This window comes from Paraburkholderia acidisoli (assembly GCF_009789675.1).
Lineage (GTDB): Bacteria > Pseudomonadota > Gammaproteobacteria > Burkholderiales > Burkholderiaceae > Paraburkholderia > Paraburkholderia acidisoli.
This window is the reverse complement of record NZ_CP046914.1, coordinates 387,354-410,840: the sequence shown is the minus strand read 5'-3', so window position 1 is coordinate 410,840 and position 23,487 is coordinate 387,354. Positions and strand designations below refer to the sequence as shown.

22 protein-coding genes are annotated in these 23,487 nt (G+C 66.8%); 10 read left to right on the top strand and 12 right to left on the bottom strand.

Translation table 11 applies throughout. From position 1 onward, the window contains the following. Window positions 1-606: 606 nt before the first annotated feature. Both FAZ98_RS16105 and FAZ98_RS16100 read right to left on the bottom strand, forming a co-directional pair. Entirely contained in the window at window positions 607-1,761 is a 1,155-nt protein-coding gene (locus FAZ98_RS16105; protein WP_158952317.1) for an L-dopachrome tautomerase-related protein, read from the bottom strand. A 185-nt stretch (window positions 1,762-1,946) separates the two neighbouring features. Then, window positions 1,947-2,087 (bottom strand): hypothetical protein, encoded by a 141-nt coding sequence (locus FAZ98_RS16100; RefSeq protein WP_158952316.1) that lies wholly within the window; start codon window positions 2,085-2,087, stop codon window positions 1,947-1,949. Between the two features lie 328 nt (window positions 2,088-2,415). On the opposite strand from FAZ98_RS16100, the gene FAZ98_RS16095 reads away from it, so the two are divergent. From FAZ98_RS16095 to FAZ98_RS16075, 5 genes are all read left to right on the top strand, one after another. Further along, the gene (locus tag FAZ98_RS16095) at window positions 2,416-3,663 is read left to right on the top strand and encodes an FAD-dependent monooxygenase (protein WP_158952315.1); all 1,248 of its coding nucleotides are present in this window, start codon (window positions 2,416-2,418) and stop codon (window positions 3,661-3,663) included. A 34-nt stretch (window positions 3,664-3,697) separates the two neighbouring features. Beyond that, on the top strand, window positions 3,698-4,579 hold the full coding sequence (locus FAZ98_RS16090; RefSeq protein ID WP_158952314.1) for a fumarylacetoacetate hydrolase family protein: 882 nt from the start codon (window positions 3,698-3,700) through the stop codon (window positions 4,577-4,579). A gap of 34 nt (window positions 4,580-4,613) precedes the next feature. Beyond that, window positions 4,614-5,417: an alpha/beta fold hydrolase gene (locus FAZ98_RS16085; protein WP_158952313.1), complete on the top strand. Its 804-nt coding sequence runs from the start codon at window positions 4,614-4,616 to the stop codon at window positions 5,415-5,417. Between the two features lie 11 nt (window positions 5,418-5,428). Further along, a complete protein-coding gene (locus FAZ98_RS16080; protein ID WP_158952312.1) occupies window positions 5,429-6,325 on the top strand; it encodes a VOC family protein in 897 nt (298 codons plus the stop codon). A 117-nt stretch (window positions 6,326-6,442) separates the two neighbouring features. Next, window positions 6,443-7,897: an MFS transporter gene (locus FAZ98_RS16075; RefSeq protein WP_158952311.1), complete on the top strand. Its 1,455-nt coding sequence runs from the start codon at window positions 6,443-6,445 to the stop codon at window positions 7,895-7,897. Window positions 7,898-7,929: 32 nt separating this feature from the next. On the opposite strand, the gene FAZ98_RS16070 is transcribed toward FAZ98_RS16075, so the two are convergent. After that, complete coding sequence (locus tag FAZ98_RS16070; RefSeq protein WP_158952310.1) at window positions 7,930-8,781, bottom strand: LysR substrate-binding domain-containing protein; 852 nt, start codon at window positions 8,779-8,781, stop codon at window positions 7,930-7,932. A 350-nt stretch (window positions 8,782-9,131) separates the two neighbouring features. On the opposite strand from FAZ98_RS16070, the gene FAZ98_RS16065 reads away from it, so the two are divergent. The 5 genes from FAZ98_RS16065 (at window position 9,132) to FAZ98_RS16045 (ending at window position 14,613) form a co-directional block, all read left to right on the top strand. Then, window positions 9,132-10,679: a class II aldolase/adducin family protein gene (locus tag FAZ98_RS16065; protein WP_158952309.1), complete on the top strand. Its 1,548-nt coding sequence runs from the start codon at window positions 9,132-9,134 to the stop codon at window positions 10,677-10,679. Between the two features lie 155 nt (window positions 10,680-10,834). Continuing rightward, window positions 10,835-12,289: an MFS transporter gene (locus FAZ98_RS16060; protein ID WP_158952308.1), complete on the top strand. Its 1,455-nt coding sequence runs from the start codon at window positions 10,835-10,837 to the stop codon at window positions 12,287-12,289. Between the two features lie 73 nt (window positions 12,290-12,362). Continuing rightward, window positions 12,363-13,442: a porin gene (locus tag FAZ98_RS16055; RefSeq protein WP_158952307.1), complete on the top strand. Its 1,080-nt coding sequence runs from the start codon at window positions 12,363-12,365 to the stop codon at window positions 13,440-13,442. A 35-nt stretch (window positions 13,443-13,477) separates the two neighbouring features. Then, the gene (locus FAZ98_RS16050) at window positions 13,478-14,344 is read left to right on the top strand and encodes a class II aldolase/adducin family protein (RefSeq protein ID WP_158952306.1); all 867 of its coding nucleotides are present in this window, start codon (window positions 13,478-13,480) and stop codon (window positions 14,342-14,344) included. A 20-nt stretch (window positions 14,345-14,364) separates the two neighbouring features. Next, window positions 14,365-14,613: a hypothetical protein gene (locus FAZ98_RS16045; RefSeq protein ID WP_158952305.1), complete on the top strand. Its 249-nt coding sequence runs from the start codon at window positions 14,365-14,367 to the stop codon at window positions 14,611-14,613. Here the strand turns inward: FAZ98_RS16045 and FAZ98_RS16040 are convergent. The 9 genes from FAZ98_RS16040 to FAZ98_RS16000 form a co-directional block, all read right to left on the bottom strand. After that, complete coding sequence (locus FAZ98_RS16040; protein WP_158952304.1) at window positions 14,544-15,395, bottom strand: LysR substrate-binding domain-containing protein; 852 nt, start codon at window positions 15,393-15,395, stop codon at window positions 14,544-14,546. The genes FAZ98_RS16045 and FAZ98_RS16040 overlap by 70 nt on opposite strands. A 299-nt stretch (window positions 15,396-15,694) precedes the next feature. Next, window positions 15,695-16,498, bottom strand: a complete 804-nt coding sequence (locus FAZ98_RS16035) for an SDR family NAD(P)-dependent oxidoreductase (RefSeq protein ID WP_325072541.1) — start codon at window positions 16,496-16,498, stop codon at window positions 15,695-15,697. After that, entirely contained in the window at window positions 16,495-17,604 is a 1,110-nt protein-coding gene (locus FAZ98_RS16030) for a glycerol dehydrogenase (RefSeq protein ID WP_158952303.1), read from the bottom strand. Before FAZ98_RS16030 ends, FAZ98_RS16035 begins: the two co-directional genes overlap by 4 nt. 1 nt (window position 17,605) lies before the next feature. Further along, window positions 17,606-18,277: an HAD family hydrolase gene (locus tag FAZ98_RS16025; RefSeq protein WP_158952302.1), complete on the bottom strand. Its 672-nt coding sequence runs from the start codon at window positions 18,275-18,277 to the stop codon at window positions 17,606-17,608. Then, window positions 18,274-19,824: a xylulokinase gene (locus FAZ98_RS16020; protein ID WP_158952301.1), complete on the bottom strand. Its 1,551-nt coding sequence runs from the start codon at window positions 19,822-19,824 to the stop codon at window positions 18,274-18,276. Before FAZ98_RS16020 ends, FAZ98_RS16025 begins: the two co-directional genes overlap by 4 nt. Window positions 19,825-19,861: 37 nt before the next feature. Then, the gene (locus tag FAZ98_RS16015; protein ID WP_158952300.1) at window positions 19,862-20,938 is read right to left on the bottom strand and encodes an MBL fold metallo-hydrolase; all 1,077 of its coding nucleotides are present in this window, start codon (window positions 20,936-20,938) and stop codon (window positions 19,862-19,864) included. 2 nt (window positions 20,939-20,940) lie between these two features. Beyond that, window positions 20,941-21,714 (bottom strand): SDR family NAD(P)-dependent oxidoreductase, encoded by a 774-nt coding sequence (locus tag FAZ98_RS16010; protein ID WP_158952299.1) that lies wholly within the window; start codon window positions 21,712-21,714, stop codon window positions 20,941-20,943. 51 nt (window positions 21,715-21,765) lie between these two features. Continuing rightward, complete coding sequence (locus FAZ98_RS16005; protein ID WP_158952298.1) at window positions 21,766-22,737, bottom strand: shikimate dehydrogenase family protein; 972 nt, start codon at window positions 22,735-22,737, stop codon at window positions 21,766-21,768. Then, window positions 22,734-23,378, bottom strand: coding sequence for a glucose-6-phosphate isomerase (locus tag FAZ98_RS16000; protein WP_158952297.1), 645 nt, complete (start codon window positions 23,376-23,378; stop codon window positions 22,734-22,736). Before FAZ98_RS16000 ends, FAZ98_RS16005 begins: the two co-directional genes overlap by 4 nt. Between the last annotated feature and the right edge of the window lie 109 nt (window positions 23,379-23,487).

Sequence of the window (23,487 nt, the reverse complement as noted above, 5' to 3'; positions counted from 1 at the left end):
AAGACACTCTCAGTGGACGTAGGCGGCGCGGGCAAACGCGGTATTCGAATCGATTATTGATGCCCGGAATCGATCCGCCCAGCGATTTTCAATTCCCATGAGTTTCCATGAATCCTCATGGATTCTAGCCGCTGTCCGCAACAGACTCAATTGGAAAACGGCGGGAAATCACGACGTTTTATCGCGCAAACGTTTCAAATTCACCGGCGCGTGGCCATCCGTCCGCCGCCGGGCTTTCGTGGACTCGCCGGGGGCGGCCCGCACGCGCGAATGAAGCCGGAATGAAGCCGGATTGAAGCCGCAATGCGGCCGGGGTGCCGCCTCTTTTACGTCACCCGAGGCGAGTTATCGCGGGCTTCGATAATCCGCCTTGAAGCCAACTGGATAACGCCTGTTGCGGGTATTTTGATCGCCCTTTCATTTTCCACCGATGCTTTTTTAGCCAGCAAAGTCATCGTGGTATAAAGCGCGCGACTCGCCCGGCCATAACGCCGATATGAATGGACGCGTTTTCGAATATGCCGCGCTTTTCGCGGCGGCGGCATTGCGCCACGCCGTTTCGTCCCGATGACTTGCCAACCGGAGTTCGAAACGCGCGCGGCGAGTTCACGCGCCCGTGACGGGGCCGCCCAGCGCGATGCCGTCGAACACGTCCGGCAGCGTGACCGCGTAGATCACGAAAGGCGCGTTACCGGCGGTGCCGTCTTGCGCCGCGTTGGCCGGAACGGGTTGCTTGACGGGAACGTACAGCCGCCGGTCGCGGCTGATGAACGAACCGTCGGGGCGCACCAGCGTGGGATCGGACGCGAGCACGGCGGTCTTTCCCGTTGGCGACCACACGGTGAGGTTGCGCGTGACGGTTTCCGAAAAGTAGACGTTGCCGCGCGAATCCATCGAGCAGCCGCCCGAAAAGCGGTTGTCGTAGACGTGCTCGACCCGCGCGGCGAGATCGGCGTCGGAGAGCGCGGGATCGTCGAGGTAACGCGTCTCGACGCGATAAAGCGGCCCCGTGGGCGCGGCCCAATACAGCCACCTGCCGTCTGCCGTGATTTCGATCAGGTCGCTGTTGGGCGGCCGAAAGGTCTGCCCGCCTTTGACGTGCGCGAGCAGCGCGGGAACGTCGGTCGCGGAAGCCTTCGTCACCGTGTTGCCGGAAAGCCGGCGCAGGGTTTTGCCCGTCGCGCGGTCATGCACGATCAGGCCGCCCAGGCCCGAGTCCGTGATGTACAGCTTCGCGCCGTGAAAGCGCAGGTCGTTCATCTGCGCGCCCGGCGGCAGGATCGTCGCATCGAAACGCAGCACGCCGAGCACGGCGCCCGTTGCCGCGTCGAGCTGGACGAGCTTCTGCGCCGCGGGGCTCAGCGTTGCGTCGACATCGGGAAAAATGCCTTGTGGCAAGGCGCCCTGATCGACGCACCAGACGGTGTCGTCCGCGAAAATATGCACCGAGTTCAGGTAGACGAAAGCGCTGTAGCCGTCGTCACCGGGCTTCCATTGATTCCACGCATTGCCGGGAAACGGCGCGAAAGTGCCGTCCGGTTCGCGGCGCGCGAGCGAGGGTGTGGGCGTGTCGTGCGCGTAGCGCGGACAGCCGAGAAACATGACGTTCTGGCTCGTCAGCGCAACCTGATTGGCCATCCACGGCGAGCGCGCCGCAATCTCGAGCTTGAGCGGTCGCGCGGCCGCGAACGCGGGTCCGAACGGCAGCATGGCGCAGGTCGCGCCCGTGGCGGCGAGAAATTCGCGGCGACGCATTCGCATGGGCAAGCTTTTCCTTTTTCGATGCCAGAGCCAAACGACATGTTAGGGAGCGTCGCGATTCGGGCAAGTACCCAGGTCTTATCGCGTCGATAAGACCTTCTTATGCCGCGCATGGCCGATAAAAAAAGCCCGTCATGGACGGGCCTGAAATCTCGCGACTGCGAGAGGCTGAGGTAAAACCCGGTTTAGTGGCAGACCTTGTGCCAATGTCCGTGATCCTTGACGCTATGGCACACGGGATGATGATGGTGGTCGTCCGCGCGGGCGAGCGTGGGAATCGTGACGATCATCGCGCTGGCAAGAAGGCTGAGAGCAAGCTTTTTCATGTGGCAACGTTCTCCGTTTGACGAGCCTACCTCGTTGCACGCGACGTACCCGCAAGCGGCCGGCCACATTACCGATCATTACCGCCGTGTTCGACGCGGCTTCCAGCGCGGGTTGCGCGGCCGCCGCGCAGCGCGTCTCGATACATAAGCGCCGCTAATCTTTCCCGCTGAATTGTTGTGTTGTTCGCGTTATCGCGAGTCCGTATAGTCAATTCGTCCCGGTGATCACGAGGCGCGCCGAAGCCAGCGCAACGGCCGAAGCCCGGATTCGCCGAAGCGCGCGCAGCCAGCGCGGCACGACGACTGACGAAATGACAAGGAGACACGCATGGTAACGAAATGCCGTATTGCAATCGTGGGCGGCGGCCTCGCCGGCACAGCGACGGCGAACGCGCTGAAGACATTCGGCGTGGAGGCGGAACTGTTCGAGGCGGCGCCGGCGCTCGGCGAGATCGGCGCGGCGGTCAGCTGCAGCCCGCAAGCGGTGAAGGCGTTGTGGGGCCTGGGCGCACGCGAACGCGTGGATGCGGTCGGTCACCGTTCGCCCGGCGAATACACGCGCAACATGCAGAGCGGCGAATTCCTCGAATTCCGCGACCGCTTCAAGCTCGCTGAAAAATGGGGCGCGCCGTACTACTCGTTCCACCGCGCCGATCTGCTCGACGCGCTCGCGTCCACGCTTGACGCCTCGCACATCCATCTCGGTCACCGGCTCGTGGCGGCCACGCCGCATCGCGACGACGTGGAACTCGTGTTCGACAACGGCCGGCGCGTGCGCGCCGACTATGTGATCGGCGCGGACGGCGTGAAGTCGGTGCTGCGCCAGACGCTGTACGGCGACGACAACCCTGCCTACACGGGCCAGATGGCGTGGCGTTCGCTGCTCAACGCGAGCGATGTGCCCGAGTGGATTCTGGAGCCGACCGGGCAAACCGAGTGGGTCGGGCCGGGCGCGCATGTGCGCGCCTACTACATCCGCCAGAAGAAGCTCGTGAATATCGTCACGCAGCAGGACACGGGCGACTGGGTCGAGGAAAGCTGGAACAAGCGCGGCGATCCGGACGAAATGCGCGCGAGTTTCGCCGATCCCGAACCGCGCCTGAAGGCCTTGCTCGATCTCGTGACCGACTGCATGAAGTGGGGCCTCTTCGCGCGGCCGATCAACGACAACTGGGGCCGCGAGCGCATCCAGCTGATCGGCGACGCGGCGCACGCGATGGTGCCCAACGCGGGCCAGGGCGCCTGCCAGGCGTTCGAGGACGCCTATGTTCTGGGCCGCTGGCTGGCGGCTTGCGCGGACCCCGAAGAAGCTTTCGCGAACTTCCGCCGCGTGCGCATTCCGCGTGTGCACGGCGTGCAGCGTCTCGCGCTCGCCAACCTCAGCTTCAAGCACATGAAAGACAGCCAGGCGCAGAAAGACGCGATCGCGGCGGGCAAGGGCAGCATGCACGGCAAGAACGACTGGCTGTATGGCTTCGATCCCGCCGCCGAGTGGGACAAGACGCCCGTGGTCGCGGAACTCTACGCGGACCCGCCTGCGGGTGCCGCCGCCGCCACGAGCGCCGCATCGGCTTGAACGCCTGCCCATAACGACCGAGAGCACCAGAACGATGAAGATTTGCCGCTACAACGAAGGGTTGCCCGGGCTGATCGAGGGCGACGCCATTTATCCGCTCGCCGACGCGCTCGCGACCACCGGCGCGACGCGCGCCCAGGCGTCGATGGCCGAAGTGATCGACGCGCTCGCGAATCATCCCGGCGCGCAGGACGCGCTCGCCGTGGCGCGCCGGGGCGAGGCGCTGCCGCTGGCCGCGGCGCGGTTGCTCGCGCCTATCGACAATCCGCCCGCGATCTGGGCCGGCGCCGCCAACTATCGCTCGCACCAGACCGAAATGACGGGCCGCGTGGGCGCGTACGACCGCTCGCAGTTTTCGCCCGACGAACTCATGGCCGAGGTGTTCCTCAAGCCGTCTTCCGCGATCGTCGGTCCGGGCGGCACGGTGATCCTGCCGAAGATCGCGAACCACGTGGACTTCGAGTGCGAGCTGTGCGTGGTGATCGGCCGCAGCGCGAAGGACGTGAGCGCGGAGCAGGCGCTCGACTACGTGTTCGGCTACACGATGTGCTGGGACATCAGCATTCGCGACCCGTGGGGCCGCCGTCACAACACGCGCAATATCCGCAAGGGCTTCGACACGTTTTGCGGCGTGGGGCCGTGGTTCGTGACGCGCGACGAGATTCGCGAGCCGCAGAATCTGCATATCGACGTCGAGCAGAACGGCAGCAACGTCATGCACGCGCATACGGCGGACATGATCAACGGCGTGCGCGAACTGATCCGCTTCCTGTCGAGCGTGACCACGCTCAAGCCCGGCACGCTGATCACCACGGGCACGCCCGCGGGCGTTTCGCAACTCGCGGCGGGCGATCGCCTCAAGGGCACCATTGGCGGTATCGGCTCGATGGAGCTGGACGTGGCCGCGGCGGCCTGACCCCGCGCATCGACGCAATTCGACGGACGACACCATGCTGCTTCCTCTGCCTCAACGCAAAACCAGTTACGACCTCGTGGGCCCCGAAACGGGCGAGGTGGTCGTGTTTTCCCACTCGCTCGCGGCCGACCTCGGGCTGTGGGCCGAACAGGTGCCGGCGCTGCTCGCCGCCGGTTACCGCGTGCTGCGCACCGACCTGCGCGGCCATGGCGGCAGCACCGCGACGAGCGCGCCGTACACCATCGACCAGCTGGCCGACGACGTGGTCGAAGTGCTGGACGCCTTGCGCATCGAGCGCTGTCATTTCGTCGGTCTGTCGATCGGCGGCATGATCGGTCAGTCGCTCGGCCTGCGCCACGCGCGCCGTCTGCGGTCGCTGATGCTGTGCGACACGCAGTCGGAGTCGCCGCCCGATGCCGCGACGTTCTGGGGGCCGATGATCGAGGCGATCGACAAGGCCGGCTCGCTCGAGCCCATTGCCGACCGCACCCTGGAACGCTGGCTGACCGCCGGTTATCGCGAGGCGCATCCGGGCCGCTGGCAGCAGATTCGCGACACCGTCGCGGGCTGCACGCCAATGGGCTATATCGGTTGCGCGCAGGCCATCGGCAATTTCCATTTCACGAACCGGCTCGGCTCGGTGCAAACGCCCGTGCTGGTCACGTGCGGCACGCAAGACCCGCGCGCCACGCCCGAGGAAAGCCGGCGTATCGCGAGCCTCTTTCCGCAGGCCAGTTACGAGGAATTCGTCGGTGCGAAACACGTGCCCAACGTCGAACAGGCCGATGCGTTCAACCGCGTGCTGCTGCACTGGCTCGACGCTCACCGCGGCTCCTGAGGAGAATCAGCATGCATTTGCGTAGCATTGAGTTTCAGATGCCGGACCGCGCGGAAGCCGTCGCGTTTCTCAAGGCGCCCTGGGGCATGAGCGAAGTCGAGACGCGCGGCGCGACGACGTATCTGCGCGGCACGGCGGCACAGCATTATTCGGTGGCGATTACCGAGGGCGCCGAGCGCGCGCTGCTGTCCGCGACCGTGACCGGAAGCCGCGAAGAGATCGACGCGGTGTACCGGCGCGTGCAGAAAGCGGGCCTGCGCCACGGCGCATGGATCGACCGTTTCGACGAGCCCGGCGAAAGCGCGGGCTTTCACGTGCTGGGGCTCGAAGGCGAGCCGTATCGCTTCGTGGTGGAAGCCGCGGCGGCGCCGGCCGCGCTGCCCGTGGACCGCACGCATCCCATCCGTCTCGCGCACGTGGTGTTCAACACGCAGGATCGCGAAGCGGCCGTGCGCACGATGACCGACGTGTTCGGCTTCAAGCTCAGCGACCGCACGGGCTACATGAGCTTTCTGCGTTGCGACGATCTGCATCACGTGATTGCTTATGCCGACTCGAAACGCCCCACGCTCAATCACGTGGCGTTCGAAATGCAGGACACCGACGCCGTGCTGCGCGGCATGGGACGCCTCAAGGACGCGGGCTGGGGCACCGTGTGGGGACCGGGCCGTCACGGTCCCGGCGACAACGTGTTCGCGTATTTCGTCGGACCGTTCGGCGCATGCATCGAATACACGGCCGAAATCCAGCGCGTGGACGACAGCTACGTGACGGGCACGCCGGAGTTCTGGAAATTCCCCAACGGCCGTAACGATCAGTGGGGCATCTTCAGCCGCGACATGGAAGCGATGGCGGCCTCGGGCACGACGTTTCCGTTTCATCCGCTGACGGTCGCGAGCGTGGCGTGAGCACGCGAACGATGGCGATCCGGCGCGGCCGGGTTGCCATCCGCACGACGCGGTAGCGCGTCGAATGCATAAAAAACCGGTTCATGCGCATCGATCGCGGGCCGGAAGGAGACGAAGATGGCAGAGCGAGCCAGCGTACGAGGCGAACTTCCGGTCGGCCGCATGACCTACACGGAATTCCTCGACGCATGCCCGATGAACGGCTTTCTGTGGATGCTGCTGCTGGGCTGCATCGTCGCGCAGATACTCGACGGCTTCGACTTCCAGTCGACCTCGTTCGCACTGCCACTCATCGTGCGCGAGTTTCATATCAGCACGACCCAGGCGGGCGCGATCGGCTCGGTCACCAACATCGGGCTGCTGCTCGGCGCGCTGCTGTTCGCGCCGCTCGCCGACCGCGTCGGCCGCCGCCCGATCTTCCAGTGGGCGCTGTTCGCCTACGCGTTCGGCACCTTCCTCAGCGCGATCGCGCCCAGTTACCCCGTGCTGCTGCTCGCACGCTTTATCGCCGGCATGGGCATCGCGGCGGAATTCCCGGTGGCGTTCGCGCTGCTCGCCGAATACGCGCCCAAACGGCTGCGGCATATCTTCATCGGCTCGGGCGCGATCGGTTACTCGTTCGGCTGGTTCGTGTGCGCGGTGGCGGCCACGCTGATCGTGCCGCGCTTTGGCTGGCGCGCGCTGTTCTGGGTGGGCGTGAGCCCGGCGCTGATGATCCTCTACGTGCGCCGTTACATGCCGGAGTCGGTGCGCTTTCTGCTGCAGCAGGGCCGTGTCGACGAGGCCGCGCAGATCGTGCGCCGGCTCGCGGACCGCGCGGGCTACACGTCGCTCGAACTGGTGCCGCCCGAAGCGGCCGCCTATGCGAAGAAGACGCGCCCCACGCTGGGCCAGCAGTTCTCGCTGCTGAAGTTCTCGGCGCTGGCGATCGCGGTGCTCGGACTGTTCCAGCTCGCGAACAACGTGCAGGTGGTGGGCTTCGGCACGTGGCTGCCGTCGATCTTCCTGCGCCAGGGCTTCACGCTCACGAAAAGCTTCACGTTCACGATGATCGTGCTGGCGACCACGCCGCTGGGGCAGATCTTCGGCATGTGGCTGCAGGACCGCATGCCGCGCAAGTGGGCGATGCTGCTGCTCTCGGGATTGAGCGCGCTGTGTTTCTTCGGCTTCGGGCTGTCGTTCGAGTATCGCTACCCGGTGGAAATCATCGTGGCGTGCGACGTGGGCTACCAGTTCTTCTCGGGCGGGGTGGTGCCGATCTTCTACACGCTGAGCAGCGAGCTGTTTCCCACGCGGGTGCGTTCGCTGGCGATGGGGCTGGTGGTGGCGTGCGCGCGGGTGGGCTCGATCACGGGCCCGTTCGTGCTGGGCTGGCTGCTGACGCTGGGGACGATGATTCACCAGATCATTTACTACTTCACGATGCCGCTGGTGCTGGCGGCGGTGGTGCTGGTGGTGGCGGTGAAGGTGGATTCGCGCCAGAAGACGCTGGAGGACGCGAGCGGCGAACCCACGGAAGAGACGCCCGCGCCGGTGGCCGCGCGCATGAAGCCCGGTCATGCGCCGCACTAGTCGCGCACTAGGCACGCACTAGCAGACGTTCATCACATGCGCACGGCTTCGAGCGAATCGAACAACCGCCGCGCGGCCAGATTGGGCGCGGCGCCGAGATAGAGGTTGTACGTGACGTCGGGCAGACGCGGCAAGCCGTCGAGTTCGCCGAGCACGCGAAAGTCCGGGCTCATCATTTCGACCGAACGCGCGGTCACGCCGAGTCCCGCGCGCACGGCGGCGCGGATGCCCGGCAAAGTTGGCGCGACGTACGTGATGCGCCACGCAATGCCCGCGCGTTCGAGATGATCGAGCGCGGTGCGGCGAAACAGGCTCGGTTCGTCGGCGATGATCAGATCGAGCGGCTCCGTGCGGTCGTAGCGATAGTCGGCGGCACAGATCCACACGGCCGGCGAAGTGCGCAGCGTGATGCGCCGGAATTCCGGATGCTCGCGCGGCGAGATCGCCATGTCGATTTCGCCGCGCTTCATCGCCTCCATGAGAAACGGGCTGCGGCCGACATCGATCGTCATGCGCAGGCTCGGAAACATCTTCGAGAAACGCTGCAAGAGATTAGGCAGCATCGAATCCGCCACGTCCACGGGCGCCCCCAGTCGCACTTCGCCGGTCAGCGTCGAGCCCGAGATCGCCGAGCACGCTTCGTCGTTGAGCGCGAGCAGGCGGCGCGAGTATTCGAGCAACTTGAGGCCGTCTTCGGTGAGGCGTTTTTCGCGGCCCTGCTTGCGGAACAGAGGCTTGTCGATCTGCGTTTCCAGCCGCTGCATCTGCTGCGTGACGGCCGATTGCGTGCGATGCACGGCGTCGGCCGCGGCGGCGAACGACTCGCGTTCGACGATCGCCACGAAGGTGCGCAGCAGTTCGATATCCAGATTGACGAGGCTCATGTCGATCGCGCCAGGCGCGGCGCAGTTAGGGGATTCGGCATCGCGCAATGCATGCAACAAGCGATGTCAAAGCGTAGCGCTAAACGCCGCGGCCAGCTTGCTACGCAATGCCCGAAATACATTAGCCGGGCTGATGCATTTCACCGAATTGTTGGATTGTTGGCGCTTTTCTGCGGACCTATAGTTTTCCTGCACCGCGGCCGATCGTGACGATCTCGCGGGGGCTGGCGTGCCAGGCTGATGAAACCCGGTACGGCCAGCATCGACATTCAATAGGAATCCATAACAAGTTCGGAGACAGGCATGAGATCGGATCGTCGTAGTGCGAGGGTGACGGGCGGGCGCGCGTCATGAGCGAGATCGTCAGCACGACACTGAAAGCGTGGCGGTTCCTGTATCGCCGCGGCTTCATCGAGGGCTTCGGCCACATCAGCGTGCGCCTGCCGGGCGAGCGTTTCATGATTACGCGTCATTCGCTCGGGATGAACGCCACCGCCGACGATTTCGTCGTCATGGATTTCGAGGGCCGCAAGCTCGAAGGCGCGGGCGACCCGCCCGGCGAGTATCCGATCCATCTCGAAGTGCTCGCGGCGCGCCCCGACGTGAATTCGGTCATCCATTACCACGGCATGTATTCCACGGCGTTCACCACCAGCGGCCAGACGCTGCGGCCGATCCATCTGATGGGCACGCTGTTCCACGACGGCATTCCCACTTACGACGACCCGCGGCTCGTGAGCGATCGCACGCGCGGTGCCTATCTGGCGCAGGCGCTCGGCCCGCATCGCGCGGTGCTGATGTGCGCGCATGGTGCGACGGTCACCGGCGCAAGCGTGGAAGAGGCCGTGGCGAGCGCGTTCCTGTTCGAGGAGAACGCGCATCGCGCGTGTATCGGCGCGACGCTGGGCAAGCTCGCCTGGATCGACGACGCGCTCGCCGCCGACGCGGGCGCGGAACTGATCCGCACGCGCGGGCCGTTCCGCCGCGTCTGGGCACTGGTCGAAGCCGAAGAGGCGGAGCAGGCGGCTGCGTCGGCGGGCGGAACGTGTTCGTGCGCCGACTTGTCCGGCGCCTCGAACGACGCATTGCCCAGCGCGGCGCCGAACGACGACGACAGCTTTCGCGTGATGACGTCCGGCGTGTTCACGGCCGCGCATCTGGCGCTCGTGCCCATGCTCGAAGCGCTCACGGGCAAGCGTGTGGTGACCGTCACGACGTCGATCGGCACGGGCGAGCAATCCATTCCCAACCGGCTCCAGCGTTTCGAACCCGTGGATCTCGTGATCGTCGCCGACCCGAACATGCGGCAGTTTCTCGACGCGGGCTACATCGTGCCGGACAGCAGCGCGCTGATCGCGCGCTCGACGGTGGCCGTGGCGGTGCGGGAAGGCGCGCCGCCGCCCGACGTGAGCTGCGCCGAGGCGCTGAAACGCACCTTGCTTGCGGCGCGCACCATCGCCTATTCGGCGAGCGCGAGCGGCACGTATCTGACCACGCAGCTGTACCAGAAGCTCGGTATCGCGGACGAATGCCTGCCCAAGAGCCGCTTCGTCGGCAATGGCGAGCGCACCGGCGCCGTGGTCGCGCGCGGCGAGGCGGACATCGCGTTCCAGCAGTTGAGCGAGTTGCGGCCCGTGCCGGGCATCGCGCACATCACGCCCATTCCGCGCGAGTTGCAGGCTTCGGTGGGCGTGGCGGCGGGCGTGCCCGCTTGGAGCCGGCACGCGTCGCTCGCGCGTGCCGTGGTGCGGTATCTGGCCTCGGCGGCGTCGGCGCAGGCCATCGTCGAAAGCGGTCTCGAGCCGGTCGCCCGCGATGCCGACGAAGCGATGCCGGTGGCGCCCGGACCGTGGATGAGCGCGGCGCCGGTCGCGCGTCCGGCGGCCAGCGCGGGATAACTCATCCGCACCGGGAGCGGCCCGGACGATGACGGCATTCGGGCGCGGGCGAAGCGCGCTCGCCTTCGTCATGACAAGCGACATCTCGCACTGATCGGCGCAAAAGCCGAAACGCGAAACAACAACCGCGCAACGCGGACTGCAAGGAGACAACGATGGTAGAGCTGGCCGAAGGTCGGGGCAAATTTCTAGGCGGGAGGGCGAACGAGGCGCAGGCGGCATCGGCCGCGCTCGCCGGGGTCAAGAGCATGACCTACACGGAATTCCTCGACGCATGCCCGATGAACGGCTTTCTGTGGATGCTGCTCGTGGGCTGCATCGTTGCGCAGATACTCGACGGCTTCGACTTCCAGTCGACTTCGTTCGCACTGCCACTCATCGTGCGCGAGTTTCATATCAGCACGACCCAGGCGGGCGCGATCGGCTCGGTCACCAACATCGGCCTGCTGCTCGGCGCGCTGCTGTTCGCGCCGCTCGCCGACCGCGTCGGCCGCCGCCCGATCTTCCAGTGGGCGCTGTTCGCCTACGCGTTCGGCACCTTCCTCAGCGCGATCGCGCCCAGTTACCCCGTGCTGCTGCTCGCACGCTTCATTGCCGGCATGGGCATCGCGGCGGAGTTTCCGGTGGCGTTCGCGCTGCTCGCCGAATACGCGCCCAAACGGTTGCGGCATATCTTCATCGGCTCGGGCGCGATCGGTTACTCGTTCGGCTGGTTCGTGTGCGCGGTGGCGGCCACGCTGATCGTGCCGCGCTTTGGCTGGCGCGCGCTGTTCTGGGTGGGCGTGAGCCCGGCGCTGATGATCCTCTACGTGCGCCGTTACATGCCGGAGTCGGTGCGCTTTCTGCTGCAGCAGGGCCGTGTCGACGAGGCCGCGCAGATCGTGCGCCGGCTCGCGGACCGTGCGGGCTACACGTCGCTCGAACTCGTGCCGCCCGAAGCGGCCGCCTATGCGAAGAAGACGCGCCCCACGCTGGGCCAGCAGTTCTCGCTGCTGAAGTTCTCGGCGCTGGCGATCGCGGTGCTCGGTCTGTTCCAGCTCGCGAACAACGTGCAGGTGGTGGGCTTCGGCACGTGGCTGCCATCGATCTTCCTGCGCCAGGGCTTCACGCTCACGAAAAGCTTCACGTTCACGATGATCGTGCTGGCGACCACGCCGCTGGGGCAGATCTTCGGCATGTGGCTGCAGGACCGCATGCCGCGCAAGTGGGCGATGCTGCTGCTCTCGGGATTGAGCGCGCTGTGTTTCTTCGGCTTCGGGCTGTCGTTCGAGTATCGCTACCCGGTGGAAATCATCGTGGCGTGCGACGTGGGCTACCAGTTCTTCTCGGGCGGGGTGGTGCCGATCTTCTACACGCTGAGCAGCGAACTGTTTCCCACGCGGGTGCGTTCGCTGGCGATGGGGCTGGTGGTGGCGTGCGCGCGGGTGGGCTCGATCACGGGGCCGTTCGTGCTGGGCTGGCTGCTGACGCTGGGGACGATGATTCACCAGATCATTTACTACTTCACGATGCCGCTGGTGCTGGCGGCGGTGGTGCTGGTGGTGGCGGTGAAGGTGGACTCGCGCCAGAAGACGCTGGAGGACGCGAGCGGCGAACCGCAAACCGACTAGCTTTTATTTCGGTATGCAAAAGAAAAGAAAAAACGTAGTTTCGATAAAACAAGAAGGGATTGGAGGAAGACACGTGAAAAAGGCATGGGTAGGAGCATCGGTGGCGGTTTCGGTGGCGGCTTCGTTGGCTTCGCCGGCGGCGCACGCGCAGTCGTCGGTCACGCTGTACGGCATTGTCGACGTGGGCGTGCAGTTCACCAACCACAACGTCGTGACGGGCGGCAAGAGCGGCTCGACGTTCTCGCTGATCTCGGGCGGCGCGCAGACCTCGCGCTGGGGCTTGCGCGTTCGTGAAGAACTCGGCGCCGGTTATGCGGCCGTGGCCGTGCTGGAAAACGGTTTCGATGCCACCAAAGGCACGGCGAATAACTCGGGGCGCCTGTTCGGGCGCTCGGCTTACGTGGGTATCGACTCGCCTTACGGGCAGTTGACGATGGGGCGTCACGTCACCGGCATCTACGACTTCGGCGTGTGGTTCGACCCGGTCGGTCCCGCGATCTATTCGAGCGTCGTGTACGACCTCGCGTTCGTGGGCCGCGCCGACAACTCCGCGCGCTATCTCGGCAAGTTCGACGTGCTCGGCGGCAAGCTGATGGTCGAGGAACTCTACAGCTTCGGCTACGACAGCGTGACCGGCGCGGGTCCGGTGGCGGGCGCGTATCGCGTCGGCAAGGAGGAGAGCCTGTTCGTCACGTACAACCACGGTATCGGCACACTGGGTTTGCTGTTCGATCAACAGAACGGCAACACGGTGGCGACGCAAGGCGTCAAGACGCAACGCTACGGCGCCGCCGCCTCGCTCGACCTGAATCCCGTGCAACTGTACGCGGCGTATCGCTTTTACGCGCAAAAGCAGCCGGTGCAGAACCTGTATTCGTCGCTGTTCTGGGTCGCTGGCCGCTATCAGGTCACGCCTTACTTCAACATCGCCTCGGATCTGTTCTACGAAGCCGACCGCAACACGGGCCAGGGCAATCCGCTGATGCTTTCCGTGCTCGCCGACTATCTGCTGTCCAAGCGCACCGACGTTTACGTGCAGCTCGGCACCATCCTCAACAAGGCCCACAGCGCGCTCGGCTTCGCGGGCTTCAACACGGTGACCGAAGGCGCCGTGCAGACCGGCGCGATGATCGGCCTGCGCACGCGGTTCTGATGCCGCGCGACGGCGTTTCAACAAGGAGACAACGAATGATTCGCAAATGGATGCGGGCGGGGCTCGTCGTGCTCGCTGTCGTGATGGGCGTGGGCGGCATGGGCATGACGGGCTTCGCCCGTGCGCAGCAACCCGTCGATCCCGACGACGCGGTGAAGGAGCAACTGGTTCAGGCGTACCGGATTCTCGTCAACGAAGGTGTGCTCGACGGCTTCGGCCATGTGAGCGCGCGCTCGAAGAAAGATCCCGGCATCTTCTACATGCCGCGCGCGATGCCGCCCTCGCTCGTGACCAAAAACGACATCCTCGCGCTGCGCGTGTCCGACAGCCAGCCGATCGACGCGCAAGGCCGCAAGGTTAATGGCGAGCGGTATATCCACGGCGAAATCTACAAGGCGCGCCCCGACGTGATGGCCGTGATCCACTCGCATTCGCAGGCGGTGATTCCGCTCAGCCTCACGCACATTCCGCTCAAGCCCGTGATCGCGCAGGCGGGCTTTCTGCCGCTCGAAACGCCGAACTTCGAGATTCGCGACGCGCGCGGCAAGGAAGAACGCGGCATGCAGGTCACGGACGAAAAGCGCGGCGCGGCGCTCGCCCGCGCGCTGGGCAACGCGCCGGTGATCCTGATGCGCGGCCACGGCGACACCGTGGTCGGGCATTCGGTGAAGCAGGCCGTGGTGTTCGCCGTGTATGCCGATGTGGATGCGCGCATGCAGACGCAGGCCATGCTGCTGTCGAAAAACATCACGACGATGGACCCGGCGGAGTTGTTCGGCGAAAGCGAGTTCGACATCAATCGCCCGTGGGAATACATGCTGGCCAAGACGATGACGCCCGAGGAAAAGGCGCACATCGATCACACGCAGTTCGGCCTCGAACAAACCCAGCAGAAGCAGTAGCGCGTGCCAAGGAAGCCGACATGACCGTGTATCTGCATGGCGAACCAGGCGTGGCGGTGGTCTGGCTGGCGAGCTACGAGGCGGCGGGCGCGGAGGAACGCGCCGCCGCGGCGTGGGCGGATCGGCAGGAAAAAAAGCGCGGCTTGCGCGCGAGGTGGCTCGCCTGGCTCGGGCCGGTCGTGCTGCGTTGCGACGCGCTTCAGATGCGCACGGCGCCGAGCGAGTCGAACAGCCGCCGCGCGGGCGGATTGGGCGACGAGCCGATATAGAGGTTGTAGGTGACGTCGGGCAGGCGCGGCAGTCCGTCCGCCTCGCCGAGCACGCGCAGGTCGGGGCCCATGACCTCGACCGAGCGCGCGGTGATGCCCAGACCCGCGCGCAGGGCGGCGCGTATGCCCGGCAGCGTGGGCGCGACATATTTGATACGCCACGCGATGCCCGCGCGTTCGAGATGGTCGAGCGCCATGGTACGGAACAGGCTTGGTTCGTCGGAGGTGATGAGATCGAGCGGCTGAAGCCGGTCGTAGTGGTAGTCGTCGGCGCACATCCAGACCGTGGGCGAGGTGCGCAAGGTCACGCGCCGGTATTCGGGATGCTCGCGCGCGGAAATGGTCATGTCGATTTCGCCGCGCTTCATGGCCTGCATGAGAAACGCGGTGCGCCCCGTGTCGATCGTCATGCGCAAGCTCGGGAACGCCTTCGAAAAGCGTTGCAGCAGATTCGGCAGCATCGAGTCGGCAACGTCGGCGGGCGCGCCCAGCCGCACTTCGCCGGTGAGCGTCGAGCCGGCGATGGCCGAACACGCCTCGTCGTTGAGCGCGAGCAGACGCCGCGAATATTCCAGCAGCTTGAGACCGTCTTCAGTCAGGCGCTTTTCGCGGCCTTTCTTGTGGAACAGCGTTTTGTCGAGCTGACTTTCCAGCCGCTGCATTTGCTGCGTGACCGCCGATTGCGTGCGATGCACGGACTCGGCCGCGGCAGCGAACGATTCACGCTCCACGATGGCGACGAACGTGCGCAGCAACTCCAGATCCAGATTCACGACGCTCATGCATGCCACTCCCTGACGGGCTTCCGGAGGCGGCGGGCGGGTTCCCGGTCGGCACGCCATGGCGTGCGCGCAGGGCGGCAACGGCAAGGTCGAAGCGAGGGTGTCAGGGCGCTGAAAGCCAGCGGTGCGGCCGCGCGGAAGCGAACATTAGCCATGCTAATGCATTTCCCCTGGTGCGGCGACCAGGGGGAACGGCAGTATCGGCAGGCGTGGCGTGATCGCTCGCGCGCGGCGCGAACGTCGCGCGTGCGTGCCGAAAATGCAGCGCGAATGTAGCGAACCGGGATGACGCGACGCGCTCAGCTGCCGCTGACGTAACCGCCATCCACGGGCAGCGTCACGCCGGTGATGAACGCGGCGGCGGGCGAGGCGAGAAACAGCGTCGCGCCCACGAGATCGCTGGCTTCGCCCCAGCGTTTGAGCGCGCTGCGCGCGGCGATCTTTTGCGCGCTCGCGGGGGTTTCCCAGAGCGGTCGCGTCATGTCGGTGCGATGGTAGCCGGGCGCGATCGCGTTCACGCGCACGCCCGCCACGCCGAACGCATGCGCGAGCGAGCGCGTGAGGCCGAGCACGCCCGTTTTGCTCGCGCAATACGCGGGCACTTCGACATCGGCGAGATAACTGAGCATGGAAGCGACGTTGACGATCGCGCCTTGCGTGTGCTCCAGCTGCGCGCGCGCGGCCATCGAAAAGCGCATGGCGGCGGTGAGATTCACGTCGAGCACTTCGCGGAACACGTCGTCGCGGTATTCGTCGAAGGGGCGCGCGACGCCGGCCGCGTTCACGAGCACGTCGAGCGTGTCGAGGCCGCCCACGAACTGCTGGATCGCCTGCGCGTCGCGCACGTCGAGCGCTTCGAAGCGAAGATGCGAGAGCGTGGCGTCGGCGCGCCGCGCTTCGAGCTTCGCCGCCGAACTGCCGGTGGCGATCACGCGCGCGCCGAGCGCAGCGAAACCTTCCGCGATGGCGAGCCCGATGCCGCTCGTCGCGCCCGAGACGAGCACGGTCTTGCCGTCGAACAAATCGGGGCGAAAGGCGTGCGATTCGTGCGATTGCGTCGTGCCCTGTGCAGGGTTTGCCGTTACGTTCTGCATCACGTTCATGCCAGTTCCTCTGCGTAGTGACGCGCTTCGAGGCGCGCGCCGTAACCGTCCATGGCCTTGAGCGCGGCCACGACCATGGCCGGTTCGACGGGATACGGCTCGTTGTGGATGATTTCGCCCGCCCGGCAAGCGCGCGCGGCGACGGCTTCGAGCGCGGCCGTATCGTTCACGTCGACGTTGATCTGCGCGAGGCGCGTGGGCAGCCCCACGGTGCGGCAGAACGCGAACACGCGGTGGCGTTCCGCTTCGTCGACCGTCGACAGAAACAGCGAAGCGAGCACGCCCACGGCGACTTTTTCACCGTGCAGCAAGCTGTGCGAGGAGGGCAGATCGGCGAGGCCGTGATGAATCGCGTGCGCCGCCGCCACGCCGCCCGACTCGAAGCCGATGCCCGAGAGGAGCACCGTGGCTTCGAGCGTGGCGTCGAAGTCGGGCGTGACGAGTTGCGCGCGGCAGTCGGCGACCGCTTGCGGCGCGTGCGCGAACAGCATGTCCCGGCACAGCCTGGCGGCTTCGAAGGCGAGCGCGGTGCCGCGCCCGCCGCACAGGTTGCGCGCCCAGGCGCGGCGGCAGGCGTCGGCTTCGTACCAGGTGGCGAGCGCGTCGCCGATCCCCGCAATGAAGAAGCGCGCGGGCGCGCGCACGATCACGGCGGTGTCGAGCAGCACGAGGTCGGGGTTGCGGCGCACGAAGCGGTCGCGCACCACGCGGCCGGCTTCGTCGTAGATCACGGCGAGCGCGCTGCACGGCGCGTCGGAGGCGGCGATCGTCGGCACGCACGCGAACGGCAGGCGCAGGTCGTCGGCGGCGGCGCGGCCCGTGTCGATGACCTTGCCGCCGCCGAACGACACGACCATGTCCGCGCCCGTCGAGCGTATCCAGCCGGCGGTCTCGGCCACGGCGCGTTCGGTGCACGCGGCCTCCACGGCGCGCACCTGCAACGCGACCTTGTCGGCGCGCGCCAGCGAGGGGTCGAGCAGACCGGCGACATTGCGGTCGACGAGGCAAGCCGCGCGCGTGCCGAGGCGCGCGAGTTCGGCGTCGAGGGTCGCGAGCGCGCCCGCGCCCTGCACGTAACGCGAGGGAAAAATACTGGTTTTCAGCATGTCAGTGCGAGTCAGGTAGGTCGAGGGAAAGGCCGAGCGCGGCGGCGAGTTCGCGCGCGCTATACACGAGTTGCACCTGCGGCGCGAACCCGCTCGCGTGTTCGGCTTCGGCGGGCCAGCCCAGCACGCGCATGCCCGCCGCGAGCGCGGCCTGCGCGCCGGTCGGGCTGTCTTCCACGGCCACGGCTTGCGCGGGCGGGACGTCGAGCAGATATGCGGCGCGCAAATAGGGTTCGGGGTCGGGCTTGCCGTGGCGCACGTCGTTGGCGCTCACGGAAACGAGTTCGGGCGCTTGCAGGCCGAGCGCGTTGAGATTCGCTTCGAGCAACATGCGCCCGGCGTTCGAGACGATGGCCTGGCGCAAGCCCGCGTCGTGCGCCGCGCGCCAGACTTCCAGCGCGCCGGGGCGCGGCGCGAGCTGCGGCGCTTCGGCCACGTAGCGTGCGGCGCGATACGCGGACCAGGCGTCGAATGGCGTGTCGATGCCGAAGCGCTCGCGCACGAGGCGATGCACGGCCTTGCCGGTTTGTCCGAACGTGAGCGGATGCAGTTCGTCGCCGGCCCGCACGCCGTGGTGCGCGAGCGCGGCAATGAGCGTGCGCAGGTGGAGCGGCTCGCTCAGCGCGAGCGTGCCGTCCATGTCCCAGAGCACGGCGCGTGGCGGGGCGTTCATGCGCAGGCTCCTTGCAGTGCCGATACGGACGCGCCTTCCTGCAACGCGTCGAGATCGTCGTAGAACTGTTGCGCGTTCAGGTAGAGGCGCTCGAAGATCGGCATCATGCGGTCGTAGCGATCGCTCGCGCGCGGGTCGGGCTGCACTTCGCGCTCGAAGCGCACGAAGCGGCGCACCGCCTCGCCGAGCGTGGCGAACTGGCCCGACGCCGTGGCGGCCAGCAGCGCGCAGCCCATCACGCCGCACTCGACTTCGGCGGGCACGAGAATGGGCGTGCGATACATGCTTGCCTTGATGTCGAGCCACAGCGCGGCTTTCGCGCCGCCGCTGGCCGCCACCAGACGCTCGATCGGCACGCCTTCCGGTTGAATCATCTGCATATGACGGCGCACGCCGAACGCCACGCCTTCGAGCACCGCGCGATGCAGATGCGCGAGACCATGGCGCGCCGCGATCCCGAAGAACTGCGCGCGCGAATTCGGGTGATCGCCGAAGCGTTCGCCGGTGAGATAGGGCAGGAAAAACAGGCCTTCGGCACCCACGGGCGCTTCGGCGGCCTTGCGCGCGATGGCGTCGTAGGAGAGCGTGTTCTCGTGGAACGCGCGGCGCGCCCAGCGCATGGCGTCGCCGCCCGAGTCGAGCAGCGTGAAGCGGCCCCACAGGCCTTCGCAGGTCGCGACGTTCGAGACCTCGGGGTGCAGCATGGGGGTTTTGGCAATCACGGTGATGATCGACGAGGTCCCGGTGATGTCGGAGGCGAGCCCCGGCTCATGAACGCCCGAGCCGAGCACCGAAGCCGGATAGTCGGCCGCGCCCACCAGCACGGGCGTGCCCTCGCGCAGGCCGGTCGCGGCGGCGGCGGCTCGCGTCACGTGACCGAGCAGGTCCTGCGGCGCGCGGATGGGCGGCATCTTGCGCAGGTCGAGCCCGAGTTCGTCGAACATCGCGGCGGACCACGTGCGCGCCTGCGGGTCCATCAGGAACATCATCGACGCGTCGCTCCAGTCGCACGCGCGCTCGCCGGTCAGGCGGAAGTTCACGTAGTCCTTCGGCATGAACACGGTTGCCGCGCGCTCGTATGCGGCGCGCTCGTGGTCGCGAATCCACTGGAGCTTGAACGCGGGCCACGCGGCCGTGGGCGGGTTCGCCGTGCGCGGCAGGTAGTCGTGTTGATTCGACTGCGCGCGATAACGCGCGCGAAACGCTTCGACCTGCGGCGCGGCGCGCTTGTCGTTCCAGAGCGGCGCGGCGTCGCGCGTGAGTTCGCCGTCGGCGTCGATCAGCACGGTGCCGTGCATCTGCCCGCACGCGCAGATCGCCGCGATATGCTGCGCCGCGCCGGGCTCGGCGGCGAGCAGTTCGCGAATCGCGTCGACCGCGCCCGCCCACCAGTCCAGCGGGCGTTGCTCGGACCAGCCGTAGCGCGGCACGATCTGTTCGTGCTCGCGCGCGGCGAGGCGGCGAATCCGGCCGGTGGCATCGACGAGCGCGGCGCGCACGCTGCCGGTGCCCACGTCGATCGCCAGGTAGTGGGTTGTCTCCGTCATGATTCGGGTTCTTCGAGTCGCAAGGAAAAGGAGGGGGCTAGCCGTGTTGCGGCGACGTCGCGGGTGGCTCGGCACGCGCATCGGCACGCGCGTCAGCACGCGCGTCAGCACGCGCGTTCGCCCCGCCGCTCGCACGCACGCGCCACGTGCACTGCGTACGCGCACGATACAACGCCAGCGCGCCGCGTTCCTCCACGATACGCGTGTCGATCTCGCCGGGCGCGATCGTGTTGAAGTCGAACAGGCCGTGATGATGCGCGATCATCGCGCGCACGCCCGCGTGCTTGCAGAGCGAAACGGCTTCGTCGAGCGTGAAATTGCCGGGCACGCCGTTGCCGCTGCGTTCGTCGTCGCGGCCGTTCACGGGCAACAGCGCGAGATGCGGTTGCAGCGCGGCCACGCGTTCGGGCAGGCCCGCGTAAGGCACGCAGTCGCCGGAATGATAGAGGCGCACGCCCGCGATATCGACCACGTAGCCAAGCCACGGATGCCGCCCCAGCGCGTCCGCGTCGAGCGTCTCGTGCGCCGAGGCAATGGGCGCGACGTGCACGCCGGGCAGCGCTTCCACGCGCTCGCCCGCATCGACGGGAATCAGCCGCCCGGCGTCCACGCCACAGCGCTTGATGGCTTCCTCGAGCGTCGCGGCGGGCACCACGAAGCGCAGCTGCGGAAAGCGCCGCGCGAGCGGTTGCAGCGTGTCCGGGTCCATGTGATCCGTATGGCGATGCGTGCACAGCACGAGATCGACGCGCTCGACCTCCTCGGGCGCGACCGGCGCGGCCATCATGCGCCGGTGCGGGTAGCGCGTGCCCGCATATTTGCGCGCGAGCGAGTCCGAGAGATACGGGTCGATCAGAAGGCGCAAGCCCGCGCCTTCGATCACGAAACCGGCCTGGCCGAGCCAGTTCAGCGCGACGCCGCCCGCTGGCGGCGCGGGCGCGAACGGTTGCGAGTCGCGCCCGCGCGACGGGCTGGACGTGCCCGGCGTGCCCGGCGTGCCCGACGTGCCCGACGTGCCCGACGTGCCCGACGTGCCCGGTGCGCGCGCCGCGAGATGCGCCGCGAGCGGCATCTCGAAGGTTTCGACGTCGATGGAAAGCGTGGCGGCGTTCATGCTCACCAGCACACGTAGCCGCCGTCGGCGAGCACGATCGAACCGGTCATGAGGCTCGCGGCTTCGCTGGCGAGAAACAGCACCACGGAAGCCACTTCGTCCACGCGGCCGAGGCGGTTCATCGGCGTGCCGCCCACCCAGTGGCGGTACATCTCCGGGTCGTCGTACACGTACTTGTTCATTTCCGTGTCGATATAGGTGGGCGCGACCGCGTTCACGCGCACGCCGCGCGCGCCCCATTCGGCAGCCAGCGAGCGCGTGAGGTGATGCACGCCCGCCTTCGACGCGTTGTAGTTCGCCTGTTCCTGCGGCCGGTTGACGACGAAACCCGACATCGACCCGACGTTCACGATACTGCCGCCGCCGTGGTCGAGCATGCTCTTGCCGAACGCGCGGCAGCAGCGGAACACGCCGTTCAGATTCACGTCGATCACGCGGTCCCAGACTTCGTCGCTCATGGTTTCGGCGGGATGATTCGAAATGGCGATGCCCGCGTTGTTCACGAGCACGTCCACGCGGCCGTGACGCGCGACGATCGCATCGTGCACGCGCTGCACGGCGGCGGCGTCGGTCACGTCGAGCAGCTCGGCTTCGACGCTGGCGCCCGCCTGCGCGAGCTTCGCCACGGCTTCGTCGAGCGCGCCCCGGTGCATGTCCGTGAGGACCACGCGCGCGCCCGCCTGCGTGAGCGCCTCGGAAATGGCGTAGCCGATGCCGCGCGCGGCGCCGGTTACCACGGCGAGCTTGCCGTCGAGGCGGAATTTGTCGAGATACATCGTCGATCCTTGCAGTCAGTGTCGATTCGTTCGGTTGCCCGCGAACGCGGCTCAGGCGGCGGGTTTCGCGGGCGCGGGCTTGCCCGCCGCGGCGGCGATCCGGCAGATCTCGTCGAAGGCCGCGCCGCGCGTCGGGATGTCGATATGAAACACCTCGGCAATGACGCGCGTCCAGCCGTATATGAAATAGGTCCAGCCGTCTTCCACCTGCAAGTGCCGCGCGCTTTGCTGGGCGCGCGCCTGGTCGAGAAACACGAGGTCGCCGCGATAGTTCAGGTCCCAGGCAATGGCGCGGTCGGGGAACTGCCCGCCGTGGGTGAGCGGCGAGCCGGGCGCGTCCTTGCCGAGTCCCGTCGCGTTGATGACGAGCGCGCCCGGCGAGAGGCGCGCGAGCACGGCGTCGTTGTCTTCGGGGCGCGGCGCGACCACGTACTCGCACGGCACGCCCAGATCCAGTTCGCGATGAATGCGCTCGATCTCTTCCAGGCGGCCGGCCGAGCGGTTCGAGACGATCACGCGCGACGGCCGGTTCGCGCCGCGGCTCGTCTGCATCAGATGCCAGCTGAGCGCGATGGTCGAGCCGCCCGCGCCCATCGAGAACACTTCGGCGCCGGTGCGCGCGAAGTGATCGGGCGGCAGGAAGCCGTCGAGCGCGAGCCCGGACGTGATCGGATCTTTGGCGTGGCACACGAACTTGCCGTCGCGCTTCGAGAGGCAACTGGTCTCGCCCATGATGCGCGCGTGCGGATCGATCTCGTCGAACAGGTCCTCGCACGCGGCGTACAGGTCGATCTTGTGCGTGGTGACGAGCGCGCCCAGCGAGAGCGGATCGTCGCGCAAAAATTCGACGGCCTCGCGGTACGCTTCGCGGCTCGCGTGCAGCGGAAAGTCGATGCCCTTCATTTCCACGTCGCCGAGACCGAGGTGGCGCGCCCATGCCGGGAACACGCGCATGATCGAACTCTGCGCCGTGGTCACGCCGATGAAGTAGAAGGTGGGCCGGGTGGCGGCGCAATAGCTCATCGCGCCTGCTCCGTTTCGTGCTGGCGCGCGATCAGCGTTTCGATCTCCTCGATCGTGCGCGCGCGCCATTCCGGATTCTGCTCGCGGCGCCAGCCGCCCTGGCCGTCGTCCACGATGCGCGTGCGCATGCCGTTCGAACGCTCGATGATCTCGTAGTCCTGACCCGAATCGGCGGGATAACAGAACAGCATCACCAGATCCGTGTCGCCCAGATTCACCGAGCGATGAATCCAGCGCGGCGGCACGTAGCAGATCGTGTTGGCACGCACTTCCACGAGGCGCGTTTCGCCGTCGGGCGCTTCCATCAGCATCAGGCCGTGACCCTTGAGCCCGAAGTACAGCTCCGGGCGGTCGATGTTCGCGTGGATATGGCCGCGCGTCATGAAGTACTCGTTGCCCACCTTGCCCGCGCTCATGCGCGTCACGCCCGTGATGAGGTCGCCCGGTTCGGCGCTCGGCCGGTGATCCGTGACTTCGTAGACCACCTCGCCCGCGCGCGTGGCGGCGAGCGCCTCGAAGGCGGCGGTGTCGGCATACAGACCGGCGAGATCGCCAAGGCGTTTCTGGTAGTGCGTGTCGGTCCCGGCGATCAGGCCGGTCTCGAGATTCACGTCGAACGAACGCGGTTCGGGCCATTGCATGGTGCTGCTCTCCCTGAAAGATGTTCAAGTCAAAACGTTAGTGTTAGTGATGATATAGTTTGTGAAACAAACGAATACTCGGGTTTTCACTAAGATAAATCGTCAGTTT

Coding starts and splice junctions, on each gene's coding strand:
- FAZ98_RS16105 (WP_158952317.1), bottom strand. CDS start 1,761: ATGCGAATGCGTCGCCGCGAATTTCTCGCCGCCACGGGCGCGACCTGC.
- FAZ98_RS16100 (WP_158952316.1), bottom strand. CDS start 2,087: ATGAAAAAGCTTGCTCTCAGCCTTCTTGCCAGCGCGATGATCGTCACG.
- FAZ98_RS16095 (WP_158952315.1), top strand. CDS start 2,416: ATGGTAACGAAATGCCGTATTGCAATCGTGGGCGGCGGCCTCGCCGGC.
- FAZ98_RS16090 (WP_158952314.1), top strand. CDS start 3,698: ATGAAGATTTGCCGCTACAACGAAGGGTTGCCCGGGCTGATCGAGGGC.
- FAZ98_RS16085 (WP_158952313.1), top strand. CDS start 4,614: ATGCTGCTTCCTCTGCCTCAACGCAAAACCAGTTACGACCTCGTGGGC.
- FAZ98_RS16080 (WP_158952312.1), top strand. CDS start 5,429: ATGCATTTGCGTAGCATTGAGTTTCAGATGCCGGACCGCGCGGAAGCC.
- FAZ98_RS16075 (WP_158952311.1), top strand. CDS start 6,443: ATGGCAGAGCGAGCCAGCGTACGAGGCGAACTTCCGGTCGGCCGCATG.
- FAZ98_RS16070 (WP_158952310.1), bottom strand. CDS start 8,781: ATGAGCCTCGTCAATCTGGATATCGAACTGCTGCGCACCTTCGTGGCG.
- FAZ98_RS16065 (WP_158952309.1), top strand. CDS start 9,132: ATGAGCGAGATCGTCAGCACGACACTGAAAGCGTGGCGGTTCCTGTAT.
- FAZ98_RS16060 (WP_158952308.1), top strand. CDS start 10,835: ATGGTAGAGCTGGCCGAAGGTCGGGGCAAATTTCTAGGCGGGAGGGCG.
- FAZ98_RS16050 (WP_158952306.1), top strand. CDS start 13,478: ATGATTCGCAAATGGATGCGGGCGGGGCTCGTCGTGCTCGCTGTCGTG.
- FAZ98_RS16045 (WP_158952305.1), top strand. CDS start 14,365: ATGACCGTGTATCTGCATGGCGAACCAGGCGTGGCGGTGGTCTGGCTG.
- FAZ98_RS16040 (WP_158952304.1), bottom strand. CDS start 15,395: ATGAGCGTCGTGAATCTGGATCTGGAGTTGCTGCGCACGTTCGTCGCC.
- FAZ98_RS16035 (WP_325072541.1), bottom strand. CDS start 16,498: ATGAACGTGATGCAGAACGTAACGGCAAACCCTGCACAGGGCACGACG.
- FAZ98_RS16030 (WP_158952303.1), bottom strand. CDS start 17,604: ATGCTGAAAACCAGTATTTTTCCCTCGCGTTACGTGCAGGGCGCGGGC.
- FAZ98_RS16025 (WP_158952302.1), bottom strand. CDS start 18,277: ATGAACGCCCCGCCACGCGCCGTGCTCTGGGACATGGACGGCACGCTC.
- FAZ98_RS16020 (WP_158952301.1), bottom strand. CDS start 19,824: ATGACGGAGACAACCCACTACCTGGCGATCGACGTGGGCACCGGCAGC.
- FAZ98_RS16015 (WP_158952300.1), bottom strand. CDS start 20,938: ATGAACGCCGCCACGCTTTCCATCGACGTCGAAACCTTCGAGATGCCG.
- FAZ98_RS16010 (WP_158952299.1), bottom strand. CDS start 21,714: ATGTATCTCGACAAATTCCGCCTCGACGGCAAGCTCGCCGTGGTAACC.
- FAZ98_RS16005 (WP_158952298.1), bottom strand. CDS start 22,737: ATGAGCTATTGCGCCGCCACCCGGCCCACCTTCTACTTCATCGGCGTG.
- FAZ98_RS16000 (WP_158952297.1), bottom strand. CDS start 23,378: ATGCAATGGCCCGAACCGCGTTCGTTCGACGTGAATCTCGAGACCGGC.